At 62.6% G+C, this 23,179-nt stretch carries 20 protein-coding genes and 1 tRNA gene; 10 read left to right on the top strand and 11 right to left on the bottom strand.

The window, feature by feature from the left end; translation table 11 throughout:
* Positions 1-293: GspE/PulE/PilB domain-containing protein (locus RA25_RS23300; RefSeq protein ID WP_446720381.1), on the bottom strand; the 293-nt coding region annotated here is incomplete at its 3' end.
* Between RA25_RS23300 and RA25_RS23305 the strand changes: the two genes are divergently transcribed.
* The gene (locus RA25_RS23305) at positions 213-506 is read left to right on the top strand and encodes a hypothetical protein (protein ID WP_039173248.1); all 294 of its coding nucleotides are present in this window, start codon (positions 213-215) and stop codon (positions 504-506) included. The genes RA25_RS23300 and RA25_RS23305 overlap by 81 nt on opposite strands.
* A gap of 122 nt (positions 507-628) precedes the next feature.
* On the opposite strand, the gene carA is transcribed toward RA25_RS23305, so the two are convergent.
* Complete coding sequence (gene carA / locus RA25_RS13840; RefSeq protein WP_039173253.1) at positions 629-1,789, bottom strand: glutamine-hydrolyzing carbamoyl-phosphate synthase small subunit; 1,161 nt, start codon at positions 1,787-1,789, stop codon at positions 629-631.
* 182 nt (positions 1,790-1,971) lie between these two features.
* Between carA and RA25_RS13845 the strand changes: the two genes are divergently transcribed.
* Positions 1,972-2,445 (top strand): GatB/YqeY domain-containing protein, encoded by a 474-nt coding sequence (locus RA25_RS13845; protein WP_029205060.1) that lies wholly within the window; start codon positions 1,972-1,974, stop codon positions 2,443-2,445.
* Positions 2,446-2,537: 92 nt separating this feature from the next.
* On the opposite strand, the gene RA25_RS13850 is transcribed toward RA25_RS13845, so the two are convergent.
* Both RA25_RS13850 and ctaD read right to left on the bottom strand, forming a co-directional pair.
* Positions 2,538-3,020 carry a DUF2244 domain-containing protein gene (locus RA25_RS13850; RefSeq protein WP_039151708.1) on the bottom strand — a complete coding sequence of 161 codons (483 nt, stop codon included), beginning with the start codon at positions 3,018-3,020 and terminating at the stop codon, positions 2,538-2,540.
* 148 nt (positions 3,021-3,168) lie between these two features.
* Complete coding sequence (gene ctaD / locus RA25_RS13855) at positions 3,169-4,842, bottom strand: cytochrome c oxidase subunit I (protein ID WP_019298396.1); 1,674 nt, start codon at positions 4,840-4,842, stop codon at positions 3,169-3,171.
* A 234-nt stretch (positions 4,843-5,076) separates the two neighbouring features.
* Between ctaD and RA25_RS13860 the strand changes: the two genes are divergently transcribed.
* Entirely contained in the window at positions 5,077-5,502 is a 426-nt protein-coding gene (locus tag RA25_RS13860) for an HIT family protein (RefSeq protein ID WP_029205061.1), read from the top strand.
* A gap of 361 nt (positions 5,503-5,863) precedes the next feature.
* Positions 5,864-7,537 carry an alpha/beta fold hydrolase gene (locus RA25_RS13865; protein WP_241477418.1) on the top strand — a complete coding sequence of 558 codons (1,674 nt, stop codon included), beginning with the start codon at positions 5,864-5,866 and terminating at the stop codon, positions 7,535-7,537.
* A 2-nt stretch (positions 7,538-7,539) separates the two neighbouring features.
* Here RA25_RS13865 and lipB read toward each other — a convergent pair whose 3' ends face one another.
* Complete coding sequence (lipB, locus tag RA25_RS13870) at positions 7,540-8,412, bottom strand: lipoyl(octanoyl) transferase LipB (RefSeq protein ID WP_342586133.1); 873 nt, start codon at positions 8,410-8,412, stop codon at positions 7,540-7,542.
* Between lipB and RA25_RS13875 the strand changes: the two genes are divergently transcribed.
* From RA25_RS13875 to RA25_RS13900, 6 genes are all read left to right on the top strand, one after another.
* A complete protein-coding gene (locus RA25_RS13875) occupies positions 8,318-9,928 on the top strand; it encodes a peptidoglycan-binding domain-containing protein (protein ID WP_019298400.1) in 1,611 nt (536 codons plus the stop codon). The two genes, lipB and RA25_RS13875, sit on opposite strands and share 95 nt — an antisense overlap.
* A 239-nt stretch (positions 9,929-10,167) precedes the next feature.
* Positions 10,168-10,254 (top strand) — tRNA-Leu (locus RA25_RS13880).
* 202 nt (positions 10,255-10,456) lie between these two features.
* On the top strand, positions 10,457-12,733 hold the full coding sequence (locus RA25_RS13885) for a glycosyltransferase family 2 protein (protein WP_039173260.1): 2,277 nt from the start codon (positions 10,457-10,459) through the stop codon (positions 12,731-12,733).
* 110 nt (positions 12,734-12,843) lie between these two features.
* Complete coding sequence (locus tag RA25_RS13890) at positions 12,844-14,412, top strand: class I SAM-dependent methyltransferase (protein ID WP_039173262.1); 1,569 nt, start codon at positions 12,844-12,846, stop codon at positions 14,410-14,412.
* A gap of 129 nt (positions 14,413-14,541) precedes the next feature.
* Positions 14,542-15,915, top strand: a complete 1,374-nt coding sequence (locus RA25_RS13895; RefSeq protein ID WP_039173265.1) for a hypothetical protein — start codon at positions 14,542-14,544, stop codon at positions 15,913-15,915.
* 73 nt (positions 15,916-15,988) lie between these two features.
* Complete coding sequence (locus RA25_RS13900; protein WP_019298418.1) at positions 15,989-16,891, top strand: hypothetical protein; 903 nt, start codon at positions 15,989-15,991, stop codon at positions 16,889-16,891.
* Here the strand turns inward: RA25_RS13900 and RA25_RS13905 are convergent.
* The 6 genes from RA25_RS13905 to RA25_RS13930 all read right to left on the bottom strand — a co-directional run bounded on the left by RA25_RS13905 (position 16,875) and on the right by RA25_RS13930 (position 23,143).
* Positions 16,875-17,813, bottom strand: coding sequence for a hypothetical protein (locus RA25_RS13905; RefSeq protein ID WP_039151693.1), 939 nt, complete (start codon positions 17,811-17,813; stop codon positions 16,875-16,877). The genes RA25_RS13900 and RA25_RS13905 overlap by 17 nt on opposite strands.
* 4 nt (positions 17,814-17,817) lie before the next feature.
* A complete protein-coding gene (locus RA25_RS13910) occupies positions 17,818-19,128 on the bottom strand; it encodes a TRAP transporter large permease (RefSeq protein WP_039173267.1) in 1,311 nt (436 codons plus the stop codon).
* Between the two features lie 6 nt (positions 19,129-19,134).
* Positions 19,135-19,668, bottom strand: a complete 534-nt coding sequence (locus RA25_RS13915) for a TRAP transporter small permease (protein WP_039173269.1) — start codon at positions 19,666-19,668, stop codon at positions 19,135-19,137.
* A gap of 73 nt (positions 19,669-19,741) precedes the next feature.
* Positions 19,742-20,716: a TRAP transporter substrate-binding protein gene (locus tag RA25_RS13920; protein ID WP_039173435.1), complete on the bottom strand. Its 975-nt coding sequence runs from the start codon at positions 20,714-20,716 to the stop codon at positions 19,742-19,744.
* A gap of 49 nt (positions 20,717-20,765) precedes the next feature.
* The gene (locus tag RA25_RS13925) at positions 20,766-22,019 is read right to left on the bottom strand and encodes an NAD(P)/FAD-dependent oxidoreductase (RefSeq protein ID WP_039173271.1); all 1,254 of its coding nucleotides are present in this window, start codon (positions 22,017-22,019) and stop codon (positions 20,766-20,768) included.
* Positions 22,016-23,143, bottom strand: coding sequence for an enolase C-terminal domain-like protein (locus RA25_RS13930; protein WP_446720378.1), 1,128 nt, complete (start codon positions 23,141-23,143; stop codon positions 22,016-22,018). Before RA25_RS13930 ends, RA25_RS13925 begins: the two co-directional genes overlap by 4 nt.
* Positions 23,144-23,179 lie beyond the last annotated feature (36 nt).

The following is a 23,179-nucleotide window of genomic DNA, read 5'->3' on the forward strand; positions in this document are numbered from 1 at the left end:
CCCGGCAAAGGCGGGGGGGGGCGGCGCGCCGGGGGGACGGGGGGGGGGCAGAAAGGGGGGGAAAGCGGGGCTGTAATGGGGCTTCCACGGCCCAGAGCGGGGGTGCCCGGGGGAAACCTGCCCCGCGTTCCCTGCGGGGGGGTCAAAACCGGGGGGGGGGGGGCAACCGCCACTGTGACGGTCCGGCCCAGCTGCATCCAGGGAACCGCGCAGTGGCGCAGCCAGAACCGCGCGGGTTTGCAGGCCAGCAGCCGGGAGTTGGCCATCTGGCCGGACAAGTCAGCGCGGGGCATCCGGTACTGGCGGGACAATGTGTCCTGGACCTGGTCCTCGCTTGCCAGCCCTTCGGCAACCAGCACCCGTCCAAGCGCGGCTTTCTGGTGCTGCCGCAGCACCAGAGCCTTCATCATGCTGCTGTTGTCTACCGGCGGCGGCGCATCCGGCGGCAGCCCTTGCTGCGGGAGCTTTCCCTGCTGCGGCGGCCGGAGCTGCCGCAGCGGCTGTGACACAATACCCATCGCCCGTCCGCAACACTGAAACCAGAGGCGTTCAGGCTGGCGGCGGGGGGTTAAGAGTTGGTAAATGCGGTGTTAACCATGCCGCCAGAGCGGCATGGCCGGCCGATTTTTTACGCAGATTTGCGTTCTGCCATCGCGTCGGCAAAGCGCTCGAACAGGTAGAAGCTGTCCTGCGGGCCGGGGCTGGCCTCGGGGTGGTGCTGCACCGAGAACACCGGCTTGCCGGCAATGCGAATACCGCAGTTGGAGCCGTCGAACAGCGAGACATGCGATTCTTCGACGCCCTCCGGCAGGGTCTGCGCATCCACCGCAAAGCCGTGGTTCATCGAGGTGATTTCCACTTTGCCGGTGGAATGCTCCTTGACCGGGTGGTTGGCGCCGTGGTGGCCGTGGTTCATCTTGACGGTCTTGGCGCCCAGGGCCAGGGCCAGCATCTGGTGGCCGAGGCAGATGCCAAAGACCGGCAGGTCAGCTTTCAGCACGTCCTGGATCATCGGCACCGCGTATTCGCCAGTGGCCGCCGGATCGCCCGGGCCGTTGGACAGGAACACGCCGTCGGGATTGTGCGCCAGCACTTCCTCGGCGGTGGCGGTGGCGGGCAGCACGGTCACGTCGCAGCCCGCGGAGGCGAGGCAGCGCAGGATGTTGCGCTTGGCACCATAGTCAACAGCCACAACCTTGTGCTTGGGCGCTTCCTGGCGGGCATAGCCGTCCGGCCAGGCCCAGCGCATCTCGTCCCAGCGGTAGCTTTGCGCGCAAGTGACGTCCTTGGCCAGGTCCAGCCCGACCAGGCCCGACCAGCCGCGGGCCTTGGCGACCAGCGCCTCAACGTCGAAGTTTCCCTCCGGGTCGTGGGCCAGCGCGACATGCGGCGCGCCTTGCTGGCGGATCGCGCGGGTCAGGCGGCGGGTGTCGATGCCGCCGATGGCGATGCGTCCGGTGCGGGTGAGCCAGTCCTTCAATTCTTCGGTGGCGCGCCAGTTGGAGGCCAGCGTCGGATCCCATTTCACCACCATGCCCGCAGCAACGGGATCGCCGGTTTCGTCGTCTTCAGGTGTCACGCCGGTGTTGCCGATATGCGGGAAGGTGAAGGTGACGATCTGGCCGGCATAGGAGGGATCGGTCATGATCTCCTGATAGCCGGTCATCGCGGTGTTGAAGCAGAGCTCGGCCACGGTGTCGCCGGTCGCGCCGAAACCGGTGCCGTAAAAGACGGTGCCATCAGCGAGCGCCAGGCATGCGGTGGGCTTGGTCGGGGCGGAAGCGGCCATTGCGCGAGTCTCCATGCGGGTAAAATTCATGGGCTTGTAAGGGGAGCGCCCATGCGGGTCAAGCCTGCAAGAGGCGGGCAGGCTGACGCGGGGACAGGAATGGAAAGTTTACTGTAAACTTGCACAGCTGCATAAGAATGGATAACCATCGGTGTCCGGCAACCATGGGGATGCTTTTGCATATGGATACGCGCACTCGGGTCAATCAGGCCCTGAAGCAGGCGATGAAAGACAAGGCGGCGGAGCGGCTGTGTACGCTGCGGCTGATCAATGCTGCGATCAAGGACCGCGAAATTGCTGCCCGCGCCGATGGCGAGGAAACCAGCATCGGAGATGAGGAAATCCTCGCCATTCTGAGCAAGATGACCAAGCAGCGCAAGGAAAGCGCCCACGCCTATGAGGAAGGCGGGCGGCTGGATCTGGCGGAGCGGGAACTGGGCGAGATCGCCGTCATCGAGGAATTCCTGCCGCAGCAACTGAGCGACGAGGAGGCGGCTGAGGCGGTAAAGACGGTAGTTGCGGAGACCGGCGCCGAATCGATTCGCGACATGGGCAAGGTGATGGCCGCGCTGAAGGCGAAATACACCGGCCAGATGGATTTCGGCAAAGCCGGCCCGATGGTCAAGGATCAGCTCTGCAGCAAGGGCGACTGCTGAGGGAAGGCACGCTGGCGCGTGCTGCCTCCGGCGGGGGTATTTGAGACCAGAAAGAAGCGTAAGGCCCGCATCGCGGGCCTTTCTTATGTCAGCTAGCTGGACAGGGCGTCTTTGAGGTCGCCGTAGAGCGCGACCCGTTCTTCTTCCGAGAGGAAGGCGCCGATTTCCACCTCGCGGCCGCCGCCCTGCAGGGTGACATAATGGGGCACCGGGCCGTCATGCTCGTGCATCTCGACGCGGGTCCAGTAGCGGTTGCAGCGCCAGCTTTGCCGCTTGCCGTCCGGGTTGATCCGCTCCAGCCGGGCTTCCTCGGCGGTGAGGGTCAGCACTTCGAGGATCTGGTGGTCGCGGCGGCTGCGGTCCAGCGCCCATTTCATGCCGAACAGCGCCAGCAGCAGGAATGGCAGGAGGCCCCAGAGCAGGAAGGATCCCAGCAGCGGCAACAGTGGCACGCAGATCAAAGCTGCAGTGACGCCAATAAAACGCGCGTACCCCTTGGGCGGCAGCGACTGGTGCGGCCAGAGGTGCAGTTCACGCTCGGCGCCAGACTGCGGGCGGATCCAATTGTAGGGCATAGGTTCGGGCCTGAAGAGGGAGAGCGCTCTATGAATGATGTGCCGGAAGGGCGGAAATTCCACTGCGGCCATTTATCCGGACAAGCGGGTATGAAAAAGGCCCCGGAGCATCAGCACCGGGGCCTTTCTGTATCAGCTTCTCAGCCGCTTAGTGCGAATGCGAGCGGTCCCAGTCTTCCTGCTTGGGCAGGATTTCGAAGGTGTGCTCCGGCGGCGGGGAGGGCAGGGTCCACTCCAGGGTGTCCGCATATTCGTTCCAGTAGTTGTTCTGGGTGACGCGGGCGCCGCGCAGCAGCGAATAGATCACCACGCCGAAGAACAGGATGAACGAAGCGAAGGAGATGAACGCGCCATAGGACGAGATCTTGTTCCAGTAGGCAAAACCTTCCGGGTAGTCGATGTAGCGGCGCGGCATGCCCTGACGGCCCAGGAAGTGCTGCGGGAAGAAGGTCAGGTTGGCGCCGATGAAGAACAGCCAGAAGTGGATCTGTGCGCCCAGCTCGTTGTACTGGCGGCCGGTCATCTTGCCGAAGTAGAAGTAGATGCCCGAGAAGATCGCGAACACCGCACCCAAGCTCATCACGTAGTGGAAGTGAGCCACAACGTAGTAGGTGTCGTGATAGGCGCGGTCGACAGCCGCCTGGCTCAGCACCACGCCGGTCACACCGCCAACGGTGAACAGGAACAGGAAGCCGAAGGCAAACATCATCGGTGCTTTGAACTCGATCGAGCCGCCCCACATGGTTGCGATCCAGGAGAACACTTTAACCCCGGTCGGAACCGCGATCACCATGGTGGCCAGCATGAAGTAGGCCTGCTGGTTCAGCGACATGCCGACGGTATACATGTGGTGCGCCCACACGACGAAGCCCAGAACGCCGATCGCAATGATCGCCCAGACCATCGGCAGGTAGCCGAAGACAGGTTTGCGCGCAAAGGTGGCGATGACGTGGGAGATGATGCCGAAGCCGGGCAGGATCACGATGTACACTTCCGGGTGGCCGAAGAACCACAGGATGTGCTGGTACAGGATCGGGTCGCCGCCGCCTGCCGCGTCAAAGAAGGTGAAGCCGAAGTTGCGGTCCATCAGCAGCATGGTGATGGCGCCGGCCAGAACCGGCAAGCTCAGCAGGATCAGCCAGGAGGTGACGAAGATCGACCAGGAGAACAGCGGCACCTTGAACAGGGTCATGCCCGGGGCGCGCATGTTCAGGAAGGTGGTGATCATGTTGATTGCACCCAGGATCGAGGAGGCGCCCGAGACGTGCACGGCGAAGATCGCCAGGTCCATCGAGTAGCCGCCTTCGTTCACGGACAGCGGCGGGTACAGAACCCAGCCGACGCCGGAGCCCAGCTGGTCATTGCCGCCCGGGGAGACAACCGAGAGAACCGCCAGCGAGGTGCCTGCGACATACATCCAGAACGACAGGTTGTTCATCCGCGGGAACGCCATGTCCGGTGCGCCGATCTGCAGCGGCATGAAGTAGTTGCCGAAACCGCCGAACAGGGCCGGAATCACCACGAAGAACATCATCAGGATGCCGTGGGCGGTGATCATCACGTTCCAGAGGTGGCCGTTCGGAGTACATTCCGCAGCGGCGTCTGCGAACAGGCGCGCGCCTTCAAGGCACATGTATTGAACGCCGGGATCCATCAGCTCCAGCCGCATGTAGACGGTGAAGATGACGGAGATGAGACCTGCAATCGCCGAGACGATCAGGTAAAGAATGCCGATATCCTTATGGTTCGTGCTCATGAACCAGCGGGTGAAAAAGCTCCGCTCGTCCTCGTGGCCGTGACCATGAATGGCTGCGTCTGCCATTTAGGTGCCTCCTGCTGCATAACGAAAGGCCCCCGGAGACGGACTCCGGGCGGCCTGGATTCCTTGCGAGTTTTAGTGTGGCCTGCCGGGGCCTTCAATGGCGGAGTTTGATCTGGATCAAGATTTATTGCCGCAGGGGCTTGAATGCCCTGGGATTTGCCCGGCTCAGACGGCTTGACCTGGGGGCGGGGCGCGCGCACAACCGGGGAAAGCCAGAACAAGGAGCCCGGACGCATGCCTGATTATGACCCCGACAATATTTTTGCCAAGCTCCTGCGCGGGGAGATCCCGTCCACCCGCGTTTATGAGGATGACGATACCCTGGCCTTCATGGATATCATGCCACGCGCAGACGGGCATCTGCTGGTTATCCCCAAGACCCCCTGCCGCAATATCCTGGATGCCAGCCCGGCGCAGCTGGGCGCAGTGATGCAGACGGTGCAGAAACTGTCGCAGGCAGTGATCGCGGCGTTCGGCGCGGACGGGGTCACCGTGCAGCAGTTCAATGAGGCGGCTGGCGGGCAGGAGGTGTTCCACCTGCACATGCATGTGCTGCCGCGGCACGAGGGCGACCGGCTGCGCCCGCCGGGCACCATGGGCGACATGGACCTGATCCAGGCCCAGGCGGAAAAGATCCGCGCGGCGCTGGCGGACAGCTGACGTTCTCCTCCTTTGCATTTTGAAATGCAAGAACACCGCAGAGGTTCTGCGGTGTTTTCTGATGCGAATTTATGCATCTGAAATAAATGTTGAATTTTAGTTGAATTTGATCATAGCTGTTTCGCAAATTGGTTGTAGGTCAAAGAGGGCGCGCGCGCCCAAGCGTATGGGAACCCAAGAATTGGGGTAGACCGGCACGGAATGCCTGCCTGGTTTCGGGCGGCATCAGCCGGGCATTTTTAGTTTACAGGCATGTCGCCTGAAACATGCGGGCCAGAAGGTCTGCACTCGCCTGTGCGCTTGCTGAATGCTTGCCGGGCGCAGGGTCTCTTTGACGTTAAAGCAGTATTGGAGGGGCGGGGTGACGCTCTTGTGCCGTGCGCAGACCTTGTCGCAGGATCAGGTCGTGGCCGCAATTTATGAAACGATGATCCGGCCAGAGCAATTCGACCGGTTTATGCCCGGCCCGCATGATGGTCCGGTTGCGCCTTCTCCGGGCCGCATGCAGCAAGGACGGCTCAGGACCGCACCGGTGCTGCAAGCGCATTTCGCACGGGCGGCCGGGATCCAGGAGCAGCAATGGCAGCGGGCGGGGCGGCCGCACCCGGGCGCGTATTCGGGCAATTGCACCCGGTTCTGGCTTCTGGTGGATGCGAACGCAGGCGGAGGTCTTCTGAATGCCTCGCAGCGGGCAGCGCGCCAGCTGGCTGGCGGCATGGCAATTCCTGCAGCGCTGGGGCTAACACCAGCAGCAGCGGAACACTGGCAGAATTACCTTGAGGACGTGCGCAGCGGGAATTTCTCCTGGCGCGATGTCCTGCTGCTTGCGGCCTGCGGCCCCGGAGAGCAATTTTTGTGCCGCCCGGTTCGCCTGAACGGTGGCGGCGTTGCGGTCATGGCTGAGCGGTTGGAGGGGGATTGGGCCACCGACGCTGCGGCGCCGGTTGCGGCTGCTTTGGGTTTGCAGCAGCAGGGCTTCGAGCCTTTAAGGGACGCGGCAGCCAGGGGCGGCGGCAAGGTGGGGGGCAGGCTGGAGCAGGCCGCTGAGCAAGCGGGAGCGCCAGGCCCGGCGGAGCTGGTCCGGCTGGCCGCCTTCCTGATGAACGAGCACAGCCGGGATCTGGCTATTGCCAAGGGTGACCTGCTGCCGCCATCCGGGACCTTCGAAGACAGCTCGGGCCAGCGCTCTCAATACTTCCGGCTAGGGGCAGAGACTGGCCAGCCGGTGATTTTCGTGCATGGGATGCTGGACGGGATTGCACCGCTGCAGCGCTTGCAGCCGCAGTTGCGGACGTTGGGGTTCAGGGTCTATGCACCGATGCGCCGCGGCTATGGCGGATCGGTGCCGCTGAAACGCGAAGAGGATCCCGCTGATGCCTTTGTCAAGCAGCTGGCTGCTTTGATGGCGCACGAGAACCTGCAGCGCCCTGTGCTGCTGTGCCATCGCGGAGGTGCGCTTTATGGCTTTCAGGCAGCCCGCCGCCTGGACAGCAGGATTGCCGGTTTGGTGGCAGCTGCTTCAAACTGCGCCATCAGTTCGCCCCGGCAGTTCTCCGGTCTGAGCGGCTACGCATGGCTGGTCGCGCTGGCCGCCGCCCGCGCCAGCTGGATGCTGCCCGCGCTGATGAAAGGCTGGGCCGCAGCGCTGCACTGGTACGGGCCCAAGACCCTGCTGCGGATGCAAACCCGCAGCGGCAGCAAGGAGCGGGCCATGCTGTCGCAGCTGGACCTTCTGCAGCTGCTTCAGCAAAGTCAGCGGCTGTTCCAGGAACAGGGCGGCGCGGGATTCCTGGCTGATGTTCAGATGCTGCGGCAAGGGGTGCAGGCGGTGGTGCCGGGCAAGAATACACGGTCGGTGTTTGTACATGGAGGAGAGGATCACATTGCGCCGCTCTCCGCTGTTCGCGAGATGCTGGGCGGCCTGCCGGATGCCAGGCTGTGCATCAGCCAGGATGCCGGAGCACTCCTGTTCTACACTTTCCCGGAGCTGGTGCTGACAGCGCTGCAGGATCTTGCGTCCGTAGCAGACAGTTGAGGTCAGCGTCCAAAGACCTGCGCGAAACTGCGTTTCAGGGCGACATCCACATCTGCCATCGTCACCGGCAGCCCCAAATCCACGAGGCTGGTCACCCCGTATTCTGTGATGCCGCAGGGAACGATGCCCGTGAAATGTTCCAGTTCCGGTTCAACGTTGATGGAGATGCCGTGGAAGCTCACCCATTTCCGCAAGCGGATTCCGATGGCGGCAATCTTGTCCTCAGCCATACTGCCCGCAAGGGTCCGCGGCTTTTCAGGCCGCTCGACCCAGACGCCGACCCGGCCTTCGCGGATGTGGCCCTTGATGTTGAACTCATCCAAAGCCGCGATCACCCAGCTTTCCAGCTGCTGAACAAAACGGCGCACATCGTGGCCGCGTTTGCCCACGTCCAGCATCACATAGACCACCCGCTGTCCCGGCCCGTGATAGGTGTACTGGCCGCCGCGCTTGCTCTCATAGACCGGGAAACGTTCGGGATCTGTCAGGTCTTCACGTTTGGCAGAGGTGCCGGCTGTGTAAAGCGGCGGGTGCTCAACCAGCCAGATGCATTCTTCCGCCGATCCGGCAGCAATTGCCGCAGCGCGCTCCTCCATGAAGGCAACCGCTTGATCATACTCGACTAAACCGTCTGATGTGATCCACTCAACCATGCCCGATGCCGTCTTCTTCCATCGTTTGTAAGGGGGGCGGATAAAATTGGCCGGAAAACCCCTAGGTGCCAGTGCTTTCTGTGGAGTATCCTGATTCCATAGCGAGTATCCATAGGGGGCGCGTATCATGTTTATCAAGCCGCTCAAGCCGGCCCTTACCGCCGCATTTCTGGCAACATCCGTCACCAGTCCTGCAGCCGCGGACGAATTGGGGGCCGCCATTGCCGGCGCCGTGATCGGCGGCGTCATTGTCAATGAAGTCCACAAGAACAAGCAACGGCGCCGCGCCGCCACTACCTACAGGCGCGCACCAACCTATTCGGCGGCGCGGGCTGAAAACCGGGAAACCCAGGTTGCGCTCAACTATTTCGGCTTTAATTCGGGAACCCCGGACGGGGTGCTGGGCCGCCGGTCCCGTGCGGCCATTACCCAGTACCAGGTCCACATGGGCTATCCGGCCACCGGCCATCTGGCACCGTATGAGCGAAATTTCCTGGTCAGCTCCTACAACCGGGCCCAGGTTGGCGGCCCGCAGGTTATCAAGGCGATGCAAGGCCCGCAGGGCGTGCGCGGTGTGCTGCACACCTGGCGGGATGAGGCCGCAGGCATCCGCGCTCCAGGCAGCACCTATGCCAGCGGCGGTTATGGCGGGCTGCCGCCAGAAGTCAGCCACGCGGTGGATGAAATTGCCGCCAGCTCCGAACCGACCGGCGAACAGCTGCTGCAGCGCACCGGCTTCATGCAGCTGGCAGACCTGAATGGCGACGGCCGCAACGATTATGTGCTGGATACCTCAGTCTCCGGCAGCTCGTTCTGGTGCGGCGCGTCAAATTGTTCGGTGATGGTCTTTGCTTCGACGCCGCAAGGGTACCAGCGCAACGATTTCCTGGCCCGCGGCGTGACCCCGGCCAGCTTCGCCTGCCATCAGGGCACTTGCAGGATGGCGGATACCGGCCCGGACGCGCCGGTTCAGGCCGCGCAGAACCGCAGCACAGTGATGGCTTTCTCGGGGCAGGAAAATGCGGCCCTGGGCGGCATAACCCTGTTCGATCAGCCAGAGCAAAGCGCCTCGCTTACAAGCTATTGCAGCAAGGTGAGCCTGCTGACCAGTTCCAACGGCGGATTCATGACCGCCGACAGCATGAACGACCCGGAACTGGCATTGGGTGAGCAGTTCTGTCTGGCCCGCACCTATGCCATCAACGCAGGTGAAGCCCGGGCCGGTAAGGTTGCAGGAGCCTCACAGGCGCAGATCGACAGCCAGTGCGATGCCTTCGGCCCGGCCTTGAAACCCTATCTGGCCAAGCTCGGCAGCGCTGGCAGCGGCGAAGTGATGGGGGATGTGCAGAAATTTGTGCTGCAATCCGGCATGTCGCTGGAGCAGCTGTCCAACACGGCAGGGATCTGCCTGTTCTCCGGCTACCGGCGCGACGACATGGATGTGGCACTGGGCGCGGCGCTGATCCTGACCGGCACCGGGCAGCGCCCCTATGCAGAGCTGATCGGCCACCACCTGGCGCTGGGCTTCGGCGCACCGAACGCGGTGAAGAAGGCGCAGGAATGGTACAGCATGGCAGTGATCGCGCTTGAAAGCGGTGCCGAGCCTGTATTCGCACCAGGCCAGTCCGGCCGCGCGGAACTGATCAAGGCGGCTTCAAGCGAACTGGCAGGCGGCCGTGTGCAGCCGGTGCAGGCGTCCGGCGGCGGTGCTGCACTGCCGACCTTCGGTTCTGAATAGCGGTTTCTCCGCTGACCGGAACAGTAAGCGGCCGGCAAAAGTGCCGGCCGCTTTCATTTGGGTTATTCAACGCCTGCCCCGGGCTGTCGCGCGGTCTTGGCAGCCGAATTGCGCCCCTGTTTTCCTGCGCTTAACCCGGATAGGGCGGGAGCTTGGATATTCCGCGCAAAAAAGATGATTTTCGGCTTCACATCGCATTCGTGCTGGTCTATACGCCGCTACACCAAGCCTAAGACAGTGCGGTCGTGGCGGAATTGGTAGACGCGCAGCGTTGAGGTCGCTGTTCCTTAACCGGAGTGGAAGTTCGAGTCTTCTCGACCGCACCATCATCTCTCTCTGAAAAAACTGCTGCAAGCTCCGGTTTCCTGTGTGTGCATGGAACGCCTGTTGCCCTTATATCAACTGCTTGGCCTGATGCGGGTGGCCAGCGGCAATTGCCGGTTCCTGCATTTCCGCGGACCGGCTATAAGGGGACCGCTCCGGACACTTATGCCCGGGGCCAAGAATTTCACAGCGTGATGCAGCAGTATGTCCAGTCCAGATGCCGGGAATTGCGGCGGCAAAGTCCTCGAACGTGAACTCAGCGCACTGACGCTTGCCGGGGCGGAACTGCTGGATGCCGTGGAAATGGCAGGTCCGGAAGGCCGGACCGCCAGGCTGTTCTTCAGATCGGGTTCCCCGCGCGACGTTGCCGCGGCCATGTCATCCCATGCCGGAACGGTGCTGCACAATTTTGGTGGTGCACCGGTTCTGGATATTCCGGTCAGCGGTGCCAGCAGCGCGGTAAGTCTTTCGGCTGACGCAGAGCAGCAGCTGGTTCCGCTGCAGCCGGATGAGACCGGTTTGTTTGCCGGGCTGAACGTCCTGGCAGCAGTCCGCAACGGAGAAACGGCAGAAGCCGCGGCGGAATGGCTGCGGTTCCATGCGGCGCAGCACGGTATGCAAGGGGCCGTCATATTTGACAGGGCGCGGCCCCGGGACAGCCGCCGTTTTGTTCATGCACTGCAAGAGCTTGCGGAAGACATCGGCGGGCTTGAGCGGGTTGTGGTGGTGCATTCCGGCCTGCCCCTGGGCAAGGAGGGGCTGCCGCCGGAAGCGCATCCCTTTAATGTGCCTGGCGCCCCGGGCAAGGACCGGATGGAGATCCCGCCTGCCGACCCCTGGAGCGCACCGCTGGGGGAGTTCCTGATCTATGAGATCCTGCGCGCGCGGTTCCTGGCGCGGGCCCGCGCTGTGGCCAACATCGACCTGTTCGACCTTCTCGCGCCGGGCGAGGGGATGAATGTCTTTGACCGCGCGGTAGCCGCCCCCTCCGGCTGTCTGAAGCTGGGCGGTGTGCAGGCTTATCCCTGGCGGGTGCGCAAGGGAGACGAGCCTGCCTTTGGCGATCACATCTGCATCCAGTTCGACGCTTCCGGGCTGCGGCCGCGCTGGTGCCTGGCGCCGGCCAAGGCGCCAGCGGGCTGCATCTGGCGGCTGATCCGGGTTGTCGGTGCAGACCCTGATCCTGACCAGGATGCCCGGTTCTACCGCTGCATGGCCTTGCGCCACCCCGCAGATACAGTCTCGAAAATCGTGCCCAAGACCAGCCTTGTTGAAACACCTGAACTGCTGGACCTGGCCACCAGATACTTCAATGCCAAACCCGTCCGCATTCCTGAAGAGCAGGCGGTCAAGCGTTCAGGCGGCAAGCCCAGGACGGCTATCGTTACGACCATGAAGAACGAGGGGCCGTTCATTCTGGAATGGCTGGCCTATCACCGGGCAATCGGGGTGGATGATTTCCTTGTCTACACCAACGATTGCACCGACGGCACCGACACGATGCTGCAGATGCTGCAGGAGAAGGGCATCGTGCAGCACCGTGAAAACCCGTTCAGGGGCACGGATCTGAAGCCGCAGCATGCGGCACTGCAAGCGGCGGAGGAAGAACCGGTCATCCGGGACGCAGACTGGCTGATCTGCATGGATGTGGACGAGTTCATCAACATCAAATGCGGTGACGGGCGGCTGGCGGATCTGTTCGAGGCGGTGGATGACGCCAACATGATCGCGATGACCTGGCGGCTGTTCGGCAACAACGATGTGCGCGACTTTACCGGCGATCTGATCACCCGGGAATTCACCCGCTGCGCGCATGAGATCACCCGCAAGCCGCATCAGGCCTGGGGCTTCAAGACGCTGTTCCGCAATTCCGGCATCTTCAAGAAGCTGGGGGTGCACCGGCCCAAGGGCCTGAAGCCGCAGCTGTGGGAGGACATCCGCTGGGTCAACGGTTCCGGGCAGGACATGCCACGGGAGATGTTCCGCAATGGCTGGCGCTCGTCAATGAGCACCTACGGCTACGATCTGGTGCAGCTCAACCACTACGCTGTGCGCAGTGCTGAGAGCTTTCTGGTCAAACGCGACCGCGGCCGGGTCAACCATGTCGACCGCGACCAGGGGCTGTCCTACTGGTTCCGGATGAACAACAACGCCGAAGAGGAGCGCACAATCCAGCGGATGATCCCGGCGCTGGAAGCTGAGATGGCGCGGCTTTTGGCAGATCCGGACATCGCTGCGGCGCATGAATACTCATGCCGCAAGCACCGCGAGAAGATCGAGGAACTGAAGACCCGGGAGGATATGATCGCGCTGTTTCACGAGCTGACCAGCGACAAGCTCTGCAAACTGTCCCGGATGCACGCGCATTTCGGCGCCAATGTCTTTCTCAGCGGCCCAGGTGTGATCCCGGATGAAATTGCCGAAAAGGAACCGGGCAGCGATTTTTGGTTCACCGTGGAGCGCGGCGAAACCACACATTGAGGTTTCCAGATCCCGGCAGATTGACAGGCGTTCAGCAAGCGCGGTAATTTTCGTTAACAAAAAGGCGCGGTTAGGCGCCAATGTATTGGGTAGAATAAGGGGCAGGTATCATGGCACTTCCGGCCATTGCGTCACTTTGGGTTGGCCCTGAGCTGAGCTGGCTGGAACAGCTTTGCCTGAAGTCCTTTCTCGACAATGGCCACGAGGTGATCCTGTTCACCTATGATGAGGTCAAGGGGGTGCCGGATGGCGTTCAGGTAGCGGATGCCAACGATATTCTGCCCGCAGATCGCATCATCCGCCACGCCAAGACAGGCAGCCCGGCCTATCATGCGGATGTGTTCCGCCTGCATATGCTGCAGCAGACGGATTATGTTTGGGCCGACACCGATGCCTATTGCTGCCAGCCCTGGGACATCAAGGGCAAGCATTTCCACGGCTGGATTTCCGACAACAAGCCGATGGTCAACAATGGTGTGCTGCGGTTGCCGAAGACGTCCAAGACGCTGAAAGCAATGCTGAAATTCACCAGCGACGAATACCCCATCCCGCCGTGGTACAGCGCGGAAAAACAGGCTGAACTGCAGGCACTGAAAGACGCGGGGCAGGGCGTGCATGTGTCGCTGCTGCCTTGGGGCGTCTGGGGGCCGGATGCGCTGACCTGGTTCCTGCAGGAAACCGGAGAGGTCTCAAACTCGCGGCCGGGCCATGTGATCTATCCGGTTCCGTTCAAGCAGGCTGGAGTGGTGCTGAATCCGAACCGTCGCAACCAGGCCGGCAAACACATCCGCAGCGACACGCTGTCGATCCATTTCTGGGGCCGCCGGTTCCGTAATATCTCGGCCAAATACGGCGGGGTTCCGGCCGAAGGCTGCTATGTGCATGAGCTGCTGATCAAACACGGGATTGATGCCGAAAAAACCCGCCACCTGCTGCAGCCCGCGCCGGAGGCAGAACAAGAACAGGCGGAGCCTGTCGATCCGGCCACGCTGGATTTTTCCATGTTCAGCGATCAGGACGTGGCCAACATTCTTCTGCAGCGGACGGAACTGGCAAGTTCCGGCCAGACAATCCGCGATTGGCTGGCGGGAGGTGAGCAGTTATTGCTGGACGAAGCCCGCACGAACCGGGATGCGATCCTGCATGGCGCACTGCGCATAGCTGAACGCGAATGCGCGCATTTCCTGGAGGCGGTTGATGCTATCGCTCCCAAGCGCTCTGCCGACATCGGCTGCGGCTATGCGTTTTCCAGCCTGCTGCTGCACCGCCGCTACGGCTGCAGCATCGCACTGATTGATATCGAAGAAAGCAGCAGCCGGCATTTCGGGTTTCAGGGTGACGCTGCAGGCTATGCAAGCCTGGATACCGCCCGCGCATTTCTGGAAAAAAACGGTGTCCCGTCTGATCAGATTACCGTCTGCAACCCCAAAACCGGGGATATTCCTGCACTTGGCACGTTTGATCTGGTGATCAGCCTGGCGTCCTGCGGCTTCCACTATCCCGTTAGCACCTATGACAGACTGTTCCGCAGCCAGATCAATGACGGCGGCGGCATTGTCCTGGATATCCGCAAGGGATCAGGCGGCATCGGTGCGATGAAAGATTTCGGCGTTGTCGATGTGCTGGCCAAGCACGGCAAGTACTCCACAGTGCTGACCCGAACCGGACAGGGGTCCTGACAGTTAACCGGGCCATTAACCTTTTGCGTGTATTGGGTGGCGAGGGAACGCCTTTCAGTTAAGCGCTTGCCAAGTCCAGCTCGCGGCCGTCTTTGGGCCGCCTGGCCATTGAAAGACAGTTGAATACCCATGCTGAGTGACATTTTCGACATCGGAACCGTGCTGCCCGCGCTGGATGTGGATGATGTTTTGACGGTCGCCGATATCAACGGCCAGGCGCCGGAGTTGTGCATTTTGTTGCACCGGCGCTATGGATGCAGCATTGATCTGGTCAGCCTCGACCGCAAGGGGCAGCCAAAACCTCTGGATGAGGCACGTGTGCAGGGCTGGCTGGCCCGGCTGGAGCAGGGCGGGGTAGACCGCAATGCCATCCGGACCGCAAACTCAGCAGGCAAAGCCCGGCAGTATGACGTGATCCTGGCCTTGAACAGCTTTGGCGTCCGCCACAAGATCCAGAACATCAAACCGATGCTGGACCGGGCGCTGCACCCGCTGAGCCGGATGGTGATAGAAATCCGCAAGGGGTCTGGCAGCTATCCGTTCCTGAAGGCCTACGGCAGCTGCAATACATTGCTGCCGCCGGAAGCGGACCGCAACGGTCTGGCAATTTTGTCCGCCGAACCGCAGGAGGTGCTGCCGCCTTCCGGAGAGTGGTCCAAGGTGGCCCGGCAGCTGGCCGGCAAGGAAGGCTTCTTCGATGAGCTGGAAGAGCACTCTTTCCTGTTCATGCCGCGCGGCAGCACGCTGGTTGTTACGTTCGACAATCTCGACATTGCGATGACCAAGCGGGATGACCGCCGGCCCTGGGGCTTCAGCTTTATCGAGGCGCAGGGCTGGTCAATGCTGGGGGTGATGGCCAACGGCTGGACCTGGTTCCGCCATCAGGAAGTCACCCGCAAGTTTGAGGAACTGTGCGACAGCGGGTTCTTTGCGCAGTTTTCCCGCGTCGTGTTCTATGGTGCCTCGATGGGCGGTTATGCGGCGGCGGCGTTTGCCGCGGCGGCGCCGGGCTCAACGGTGTTTGCAATCAGCCCGCAGTCCACGCTGGACAAGACCATCGTGCCTTGGGAAATGCGCTACAAGAAGGTTTGGGACCGGGATTTTTCCGGCCCCTTCGGCGATGCGGCGCAGGCCAGCCAGGGGGCAGGGGAGGTGCACATCATGTTCGACCCCTACGTGGCGCCGGATGCGGGCCATGCGGCGCGGTTCACCGGCGATAATGTCACCTTCTGGCGCTGCCCGCTGCTGGGGCACAGGCTGGGCTCCTCACTGCAGCAGATGGGTATTCTGCAGGAGATTGCCCGCGGCGCCATTACCGGCGAGCTGACCCCGCACCGCTTTCATCGCCTTTTGCGCAAGCGCCACAGTTTCCCCCGGTTCCAAAGGGAGCTTGCCAATCTGGCACTTGACCGCGGCCATCCGGGGCTTGCGAAGCAGGTCTGCGCGTATATCTTGCGCCAGCGGGACGACCGGTTCTTCCGCCGGATGAAGGAGCGGCTATGACGCGCACAAAGGGACCCGCGGCAGGCTTCCAATGCGCTGCTGAGCAAATACCGGGCAAAGGCCGGACAGGAAAATGAGCCAGGCAGATACGGACATACGGGACATCACCCTCGCCTTTCACGTCGGCGCGCCCAATACCGACAACGGCCAGCTGACCTGGTCGCTGCGCAAGGACGCGCAACCGCTGTTGGAGCGGGGTGTCATGATCCGCCGCCCTGGCACCTACATGAGTGCGCTCAACCAGCTGCTGCGCAAGCAGGATCAGGAGTTCGTCACGGAACAGGAGCGCGAGGCCCTGCTGGCCGGGCTGGTCAAGGATCAGGCGGTATCGCGGATCATCCTGACCAATTCCAGTTTTCTGGGTGTGCCGGGCTGGATGCTGAACGGCGGCAGGCTGTACCGCAATGCAGGCAAGAACGCAGCAGCCCTGCGTGGCCTGTTTCCCGGGAACCCTTGCGAGTTTTTCCTGGGCCTGCGCAACCCGGCCACTCTGGTCGGGCCGGTGTTCAAGTCCCAGTCCGGACGCACCTGGAAGCAGTTTGCGTCGGACACCGATTTTCTGAATCTGCGGTGGTCGGAGGTTGTCGAGGACATTCAGGACCGCAATCCCGGCTGCCGCATTACCGTTTGGTGCAATGAGGAAACACCGGTGATCTGGCCCAGCATCCTGGGTCATGTAACCGGCCTTGGGGAGGGCTTTCGCTTCAGCGGTGAGCTGGACATCACCCGCGGCATCATCTCCGAGGCAGGATACGAGCGGCTGGAGGCTTATCTGGCAAGCCGCCCCGGGCTGTCGGAAGACCAGAGGGAGCGGGTGCGTGCGCTGTTTCTGAGTTACTTCCACGACGAGGCGGAGATCGAGGAGGAAATCGACCTTCCCGGCTGGTCGCAGGCACTGGTGGACGACATGAGCGAAAGCTACGTGGCGGATGCCGAGCTGATCCGGCACATGCCGGGGGTCACCTTCCTGTCCTGAGCGCAGCGCGGCCGTAAAGCGGCTTCATCAGGATCGCAGTCAGGTACATCGGGATCTGGTAGCAGCCGAGAAAGATCAGCAGCGGATCGGTTGTGGCCGCGGGCAGGGCGATCAGGAAGAGGGCAAAGTTCCGGTTGCCGGCGACAACGGAAACGGGCACCGCGCCACTGCCCGCGCGGCGTCGCAATACTGCAAACACCAGTGCCTGCAGGCCCAGGTTGGCCGCCAAAGCGAATCCCAGCCACTGCAGGACCAGCAGCGGGTCCATCCGCAGCGCAGGCCCCAGCGCGGCCATCAGCCCGACCACAATCACTGCCAGCGCAATCACGGTCAGCCCGTCGATGGCTTTGGCCTGGTCCTCACGCATCTGCGGCAGGGTCAGGCGGCGCAGCAAAAAGGCTGCCGCAACCGTCAGGCCAATCGCGCCGATCAGCCGTCCGGCGGCGCGCAGCACCTCGCCCAGATCGCCGAGGCCGGGCGCCAGCAGGAACACCGGAATCACCGTCAGCGGCATCAGCGCGGTGCCGGTGATCAGCAGGCGGAAGGCCGGTTCCGGTGCGTGCCCCATCAGCGCGGTAATATTCGGGCTGCCGGTCACCGAGGGGGCGCTCAGCATCAGGATCAGCGCCACAGCGGCGGGGGTCTGCGCAACGCCGAACAGCGCGGCAATCCCCAGAGCCAGCAGCGGCAGGGCGACTTGCAGAAGGGTGATGGCCTTCAGCGTGCCGATACCGTCCGCCAGCCCGCCTGCGGCTTTGCGCAGGCCGATGCGGTAGGCGTTCAGAAACAACAGCCCGGCCACCATTTGCGGCAGCCAGGGCTGAAGCGCAGCGGCGAGACCGGGCAGCAAAAGCCCGGCCAGAAGCCCAAGGACCAAAGCGGCCCGCCCGTGCCGGGCAGCAAAGGCGAGCGCGCGGAGCATGAGGTTAGACCGGTCCCGGCCTGAGGTTATTCGGCAGGTAGGTTGCCAGCTCCGGGAAGGCGATCAGCACAAACACCATCAGCACCATGATCAGGAACATCGGGATCGCGGCACGGGCGATATAGCTCATCTCGTGGTGGGTCATGCCCTGCATCACAAACAGGTTGAAACCGATCGGCGGGGTGATCTGCGCCATTTCCACAACCACCACGATGAAGATGCCGAACCAAATGAGGTCGATGCCGGCCTGGCGGATCATCGGCTCCACCACTGCCATGGTCAGCACCACCGAGGAGATGCCGTCGAGGAAGCAGCCGAGCACGATGTAGAACACCAAGAGCACCATGAGGAGTTCCAGGCGCGACAGTTCCCATCCAGCAATCAGGTCTGCCAGCCCGCGCGGCAGGCCGGTAAAGCCCATCGAGAGCGACAGGAAGGCCGCGCCCGCCAGGATCAATGCAATCATCGCACTGGTGCGGGTGGCGCCCATCAGGCTCTCGGTGAAGGTCTTCCAATTCAGAGAGCCTTGGCCAAGTGCCAGCAGCAGCGAGCCGATGACGCCGAAGGCGGCCGCCTCGGTTGCGGTGGCAAAGCCCAGGTACATCGAGCCGATCACAACGATGATCAGCGCAATCACCGGCGCCAGGAAGCGGGAGTTCTTGACCTTTTGCGCGAAGGTCAGCTTGGCCTCTTGCGTGGGGTTCCAGTCCTTTCCGATCTTGGAGTAGATCGCCACATAACCCATGAACATTGCCGCCAGCACCAGGCCCGGCAGGATGCCAGCAAAGAACAGCTTGGTGATCGATTCATTGATGGTGACGCCATAGACAATCAGCGTCAGCGACGGAGGGATCATCAGGCCCAGGGTGGCCGCGCCGGTCAGGGTGCCGATCACCATTTTCTCGGGGTAGTTGCGCTTGCGCAGCTCCGGGATGGACATCTTACCCACCGTGGTCAGCGTCGCGGCGGAGGAGCCGGAGACCGCGGCAAATACCGTGCAGCCGACGATATTGGTGTGCACCAGCCCGCCGGGCAGGGGCGCCATCCAGGGGCTGAGGCCCTTGAACATGTCCTCGGATAATCGGGTCCGGTACAGGATTTCGCCCATCCAGATAAACATCGGCAGCGCCGTCAGGGTCCAGCTGGAGGAAGCCGACCAGACCGTGGTCAGCATCACGTCGCCCACAGGCCGTGTGGTGAACAGCTCCATGCCGACCCAGGCCACTCCCATCAGCGCGAGGCCGACCCAGACGCCGGTGCCCAGAAGCGTGAACAGCACGAAGAGGAAGAGAATGATGACTGAGATGTTTTCCATGGGCCCTTACTCCGCGTGGCTCTGATCTTCGAGATCCCGGGTGATGCGGTGATCGCCGCGGAAAATCACGTGGAACAAATGGTCGGTGAGGGCGATGGCCAGGATAACCGCGCCGATCAGCATGGCGCTTTGCGGGATCCACAGCGGCGTGCGGTCCTGACCCTGGCTCACGTCGTTGAACTTCCAGCTCCAGTAGACAAAGCGGTAGGCGTAGAAGCAGAAGTACCACATCACCGCGGTGCCGATGCCGAAACACCAGATTTCCAGCACCCGGCGGAAACCTTCGGGCACGGCGTTCAGCAGGATCGACACCCGGATATGGCTGCCGCGGTTCAGGGCATTGGCAAAGGCCAGGAAGGACGCAGCGGCCATCGCATAGCCTGCGTAATCCGGCGCGCCGGGGAAGACCTCACCGGTCCAGCGGGCCAGCATCTGGACCACGATCAGCCCCAGAATGGCAATCAGGCAGAGCGCGGCCAGCACCCCCGCCGCAAGGTAGAGAAAATCCAGTCCGGAGCGCAGCCCCCTGAGCACAGTCATAGCATCCCCATCGGCATTATTCTTATAAGACTACGGGCGGCACCTGCCGCGCCGCCCGTACCAATTTGTCTGATTACTCAGCGCGGAAGGCGTCGACGATGGCCTTGCCTTCTTCGCCGGCCGCTTCCAGCCACTCATTGGTCATGGTGACGCCGATTTCCTTCAATTCGCCTACCATCTGCTCGGACGCCGGACCCACGGTCATGCCGCCATCGCGCAGGCCTTGCAGGGTGAAACCGGTGTATTCCTTGGCGCGCCAGTTGCCCGCGTATTCGGCCAGCTTGGCGCAGCCCTTGATCACGTTCTGGTTCGCCTCGGAGGTGCCGTTCCAGACATCGGAGTTCACAAACACGTAGTTGCGGGGCAGCCAGGCATCCACTTCGTAGAAATAGTTCAGGCTTTCCCAGACCTTGCGGTCATACCCGGTGGAGCCGGAGGAGACCATCGACTCCGCCACACCGGTGGCAAAGGCTTGGCTGATTTCGGCCGCCTCGATGGTCACCGGCAGCATCCCGGTCAGCTCCGCCAGGCGCGAGGTGGCGTTGTTGTAGGAGCGGAACTTGATGCCTTTCATGTCGGCCACCGAATTCACCTCGTTCTTGAAATACAGGCCCTGCGGCGGCCACGGCACAGCGTAAAGCAGGGTCAGGTTTTGCTCAGCCAGCAGTTTTTCGATGGAGGGCTTGGCCGCCTTCCACAGCTTGTCGCTGTCATCAAAGGAGGTCGCCAGGAACGGGATCGAGTCAAAGCCAAAGAGCGCGTTTTCGTTCTGGTGGCCGGACAGCAGACGCTCGCCAATGGGGGCCTGGCCAGTCTGCACCGCGCGCTTGATGTCAGCGCCCTTGAACAGCGAGCCCGACGGATGCGTCTTAACCTCGATCTCGCCGCCGGTGCCGGTGGTCACACACTCGGCAAACTCGGCACCTGTTGCAGAGTGGAAGTTGGACGCCGAATAGGCCATCGGCATGTCCCAAGTTTCAGCCGCAGCGGGCAGGGCGGCGGCTGCGGTCAGCGCGGTGGCGGCCAGCAGTTTGGTCAGTTTCTTCATCATTTACTCCCTGTTGTGGTTGCGGCCCCTTATGGGGCACTGGTTGGTATCAGATCGCGTATCGCGCCGGGTCATAGGCGCTCATATCCATGTTCGGGGTTCGGCCCGAAATCATCTGCGCCAGCAGGCGCCCAGTCTTTGGTCCGCCTGTCAGGCCGATATGGTGGTGGCCAAAACCGACGTAGGCGCCGGACAGGCCGGGAACTTCCCCAATCACCGGGATTGAATCCGCCGGGGCAGGTCGGGCGCCCTGCCATTCCTCTTCGTGTCTCCAGGTGACGCCCGGCAGGATGCGGCGCGCATTCCTGTGCAACAGCTCCAGCGGGCCTTTCGACGGCCCGGCCTCCAGCCCCCCGAATTCCACAATGCCTGCAATCCGGATCCGTCCCTCCATCGGGGTCACCACGCATTTGGCCGCTGCTACCATCACAGGGGCCTTGGGCATCGCCGAAGGCTCCCATAATTCAAGATGATAGCCGCGTTCTGCTTCCAGTGGTACGGAAATTCCCAGTTTCTCTGCCAGCGGCTTGGACCAAACGCCGGTGGCCACCACAACCGCGTCGCAGGGGATTGTCTCGCCGCCTGCGCGCACGCCGGTCACCGTGCCGTTTTCGCGCGCCACGTCCGTCACAAAGGCCTTGATCAGCCGGCCGCCATTGCCGGTGACGTGGGCCGCCAGGTCCTTCACGTACTGGCCGGGGTCAGTGATGATGCCGTGGTCCTTCAGCCGCGCGGCAAAGGTGATGTCCTGGGAATAGATGCCGTCATAGGCCCGGAACTCCGCTCCCTCCAACTCATCCCACTGGAAACCGTGTTTCTTGCGCAACCCCCAGCCAAAGGCATCCTCGCCGAAATGCGCGCGGTCATTGTAGAGGAACAGATAGTCAGAGGATTTCAAATGCCGCTCCGCCCCGGTCCCTGCCGCCAGTGCCTGATGATCGGCCAGCGAATCCCCCACGATGGGCGCCAGTGCCGCAGCGATGCGGGCGGTATCGGCTGCATTGGCATGGCCCATGTATTTCATCAGCCATGGCGCCAGTTTCGGCAGGTACCCCCAGCGCATGAACAGCGGCTGCTCCGGGTCCAGCAGCATCTTCGGCGCTTTCTTCCATAGCCCCGGCCCGGTGACCGGCACGATGGAGCAGGAGGCCAGAATGCCGCCGTTGCCGTGGCTGGTGCCTTCACCCGGCCCCTTGCCGTCAATCAGGATCACCTGATGCCCGTCACGTTGCAGCTCAATCGCTGCCGAAACGCCGACAATGCCGGCGCCGATGATGGCAACGGTTTTCTTTCCCGCCGTCATGCCGCGACCTTCTTTGAGACCGCGTAACGGTCCAGCTTTTCAACATCCGGCTTGATGCCCAGGCCCGGTCCGTCCGGCACCACCACTTGACCGTCGACGACCTGGAAGGGGGTCTCCAGTATGTCCTCTTTCAGGAAATAGCTTGCCTGGTAGAACTCGCAGCCCAGCCGGATCTCTGGCGTGGCCGCAATCATGTGGGTGCCTGCCAGATGCGCCACCCCTGCTTCGAACATGTCGCCGCCATAGGCCGACAGCCCGTTGGCCGCCGCAATCCGCGCCACCGTCTGACCGCGGCTGAGGCCGCCCGATTTCATGATCTTGACCGAGACACCATCGCAGATGCCCTCGCGTGCCGCGCGCACCATGTCCTCCGGGCCGAATACGCTCTCGTCCGCCAAGAGCGGCACATCAATCATCTGGCGCAGCTTTGCCATCATGCCAAAGTGGTGGAACCGCACCGGCTGCTCGATGAAAACCGGCTTGAACTCCGCCACATCGCGGACCTGCGCAGGCGCGTCCTCGATGCTGAGGCCCTGATTGTAGTCCACCCGCACCCGGAATTCGGGGAAGTCTCTGGCAATCCGTTCCAGCCGCATGATGTCGAAGGCGTGATCCTTGAAGCCGGTCTTCAGCTTGATCAGCCCAACCTTGTCTGCGCGCAGCCGGTGCAGCAGCTCCACGTCCTTCTCAAAATCCGGATCGGCAATCGAACAGCTGAGCGGGATGGTGCCGCGGCACTTGCCGCCCAGCAGCGCCCAGACCGGAACCCCGGCAATCCGGCCGGTCAGATCCAGCAGGGCGGTTTCCAGTGCCGCCTTGGCCTCGGTGCAATGGGCCACGGCTTTGGCCGCATCCTCCATGATCGCCGCGCGGTCCGCCACCCGGCGGCCCTCCACCAGCGGCCGGATGTAGCGGTCCAGCGCCGCAAGGCTGGCCTCGGGCGTGCCGGTGAAAACCGACCAGGTCGAGGCCTCACCAAACCCTTCGGCGCCGCCTTCGCTGCGCAGCCGGACAATCACAACTTCGCAGGAGCCCTCAACAGACCCGATCCCATGGTCGCGGCGCGACAAGACGGGCAGCGCGAGATGCCACAAATCCATCCCGGCAATCTTTTGTTCCAGCACTTTGATCTTCCTCCCAGGTGCGGGAAAAGCCTGCCT

It is taken from the genome of Leisingera sp. ANG-S5, from assembly GCF_000813925.1.
Lineage (GTDB): Bacteria > Pseudomonadota > Alphaproteobacteria > Rhodobacterales > Rhodobacteraceae > Leisingera.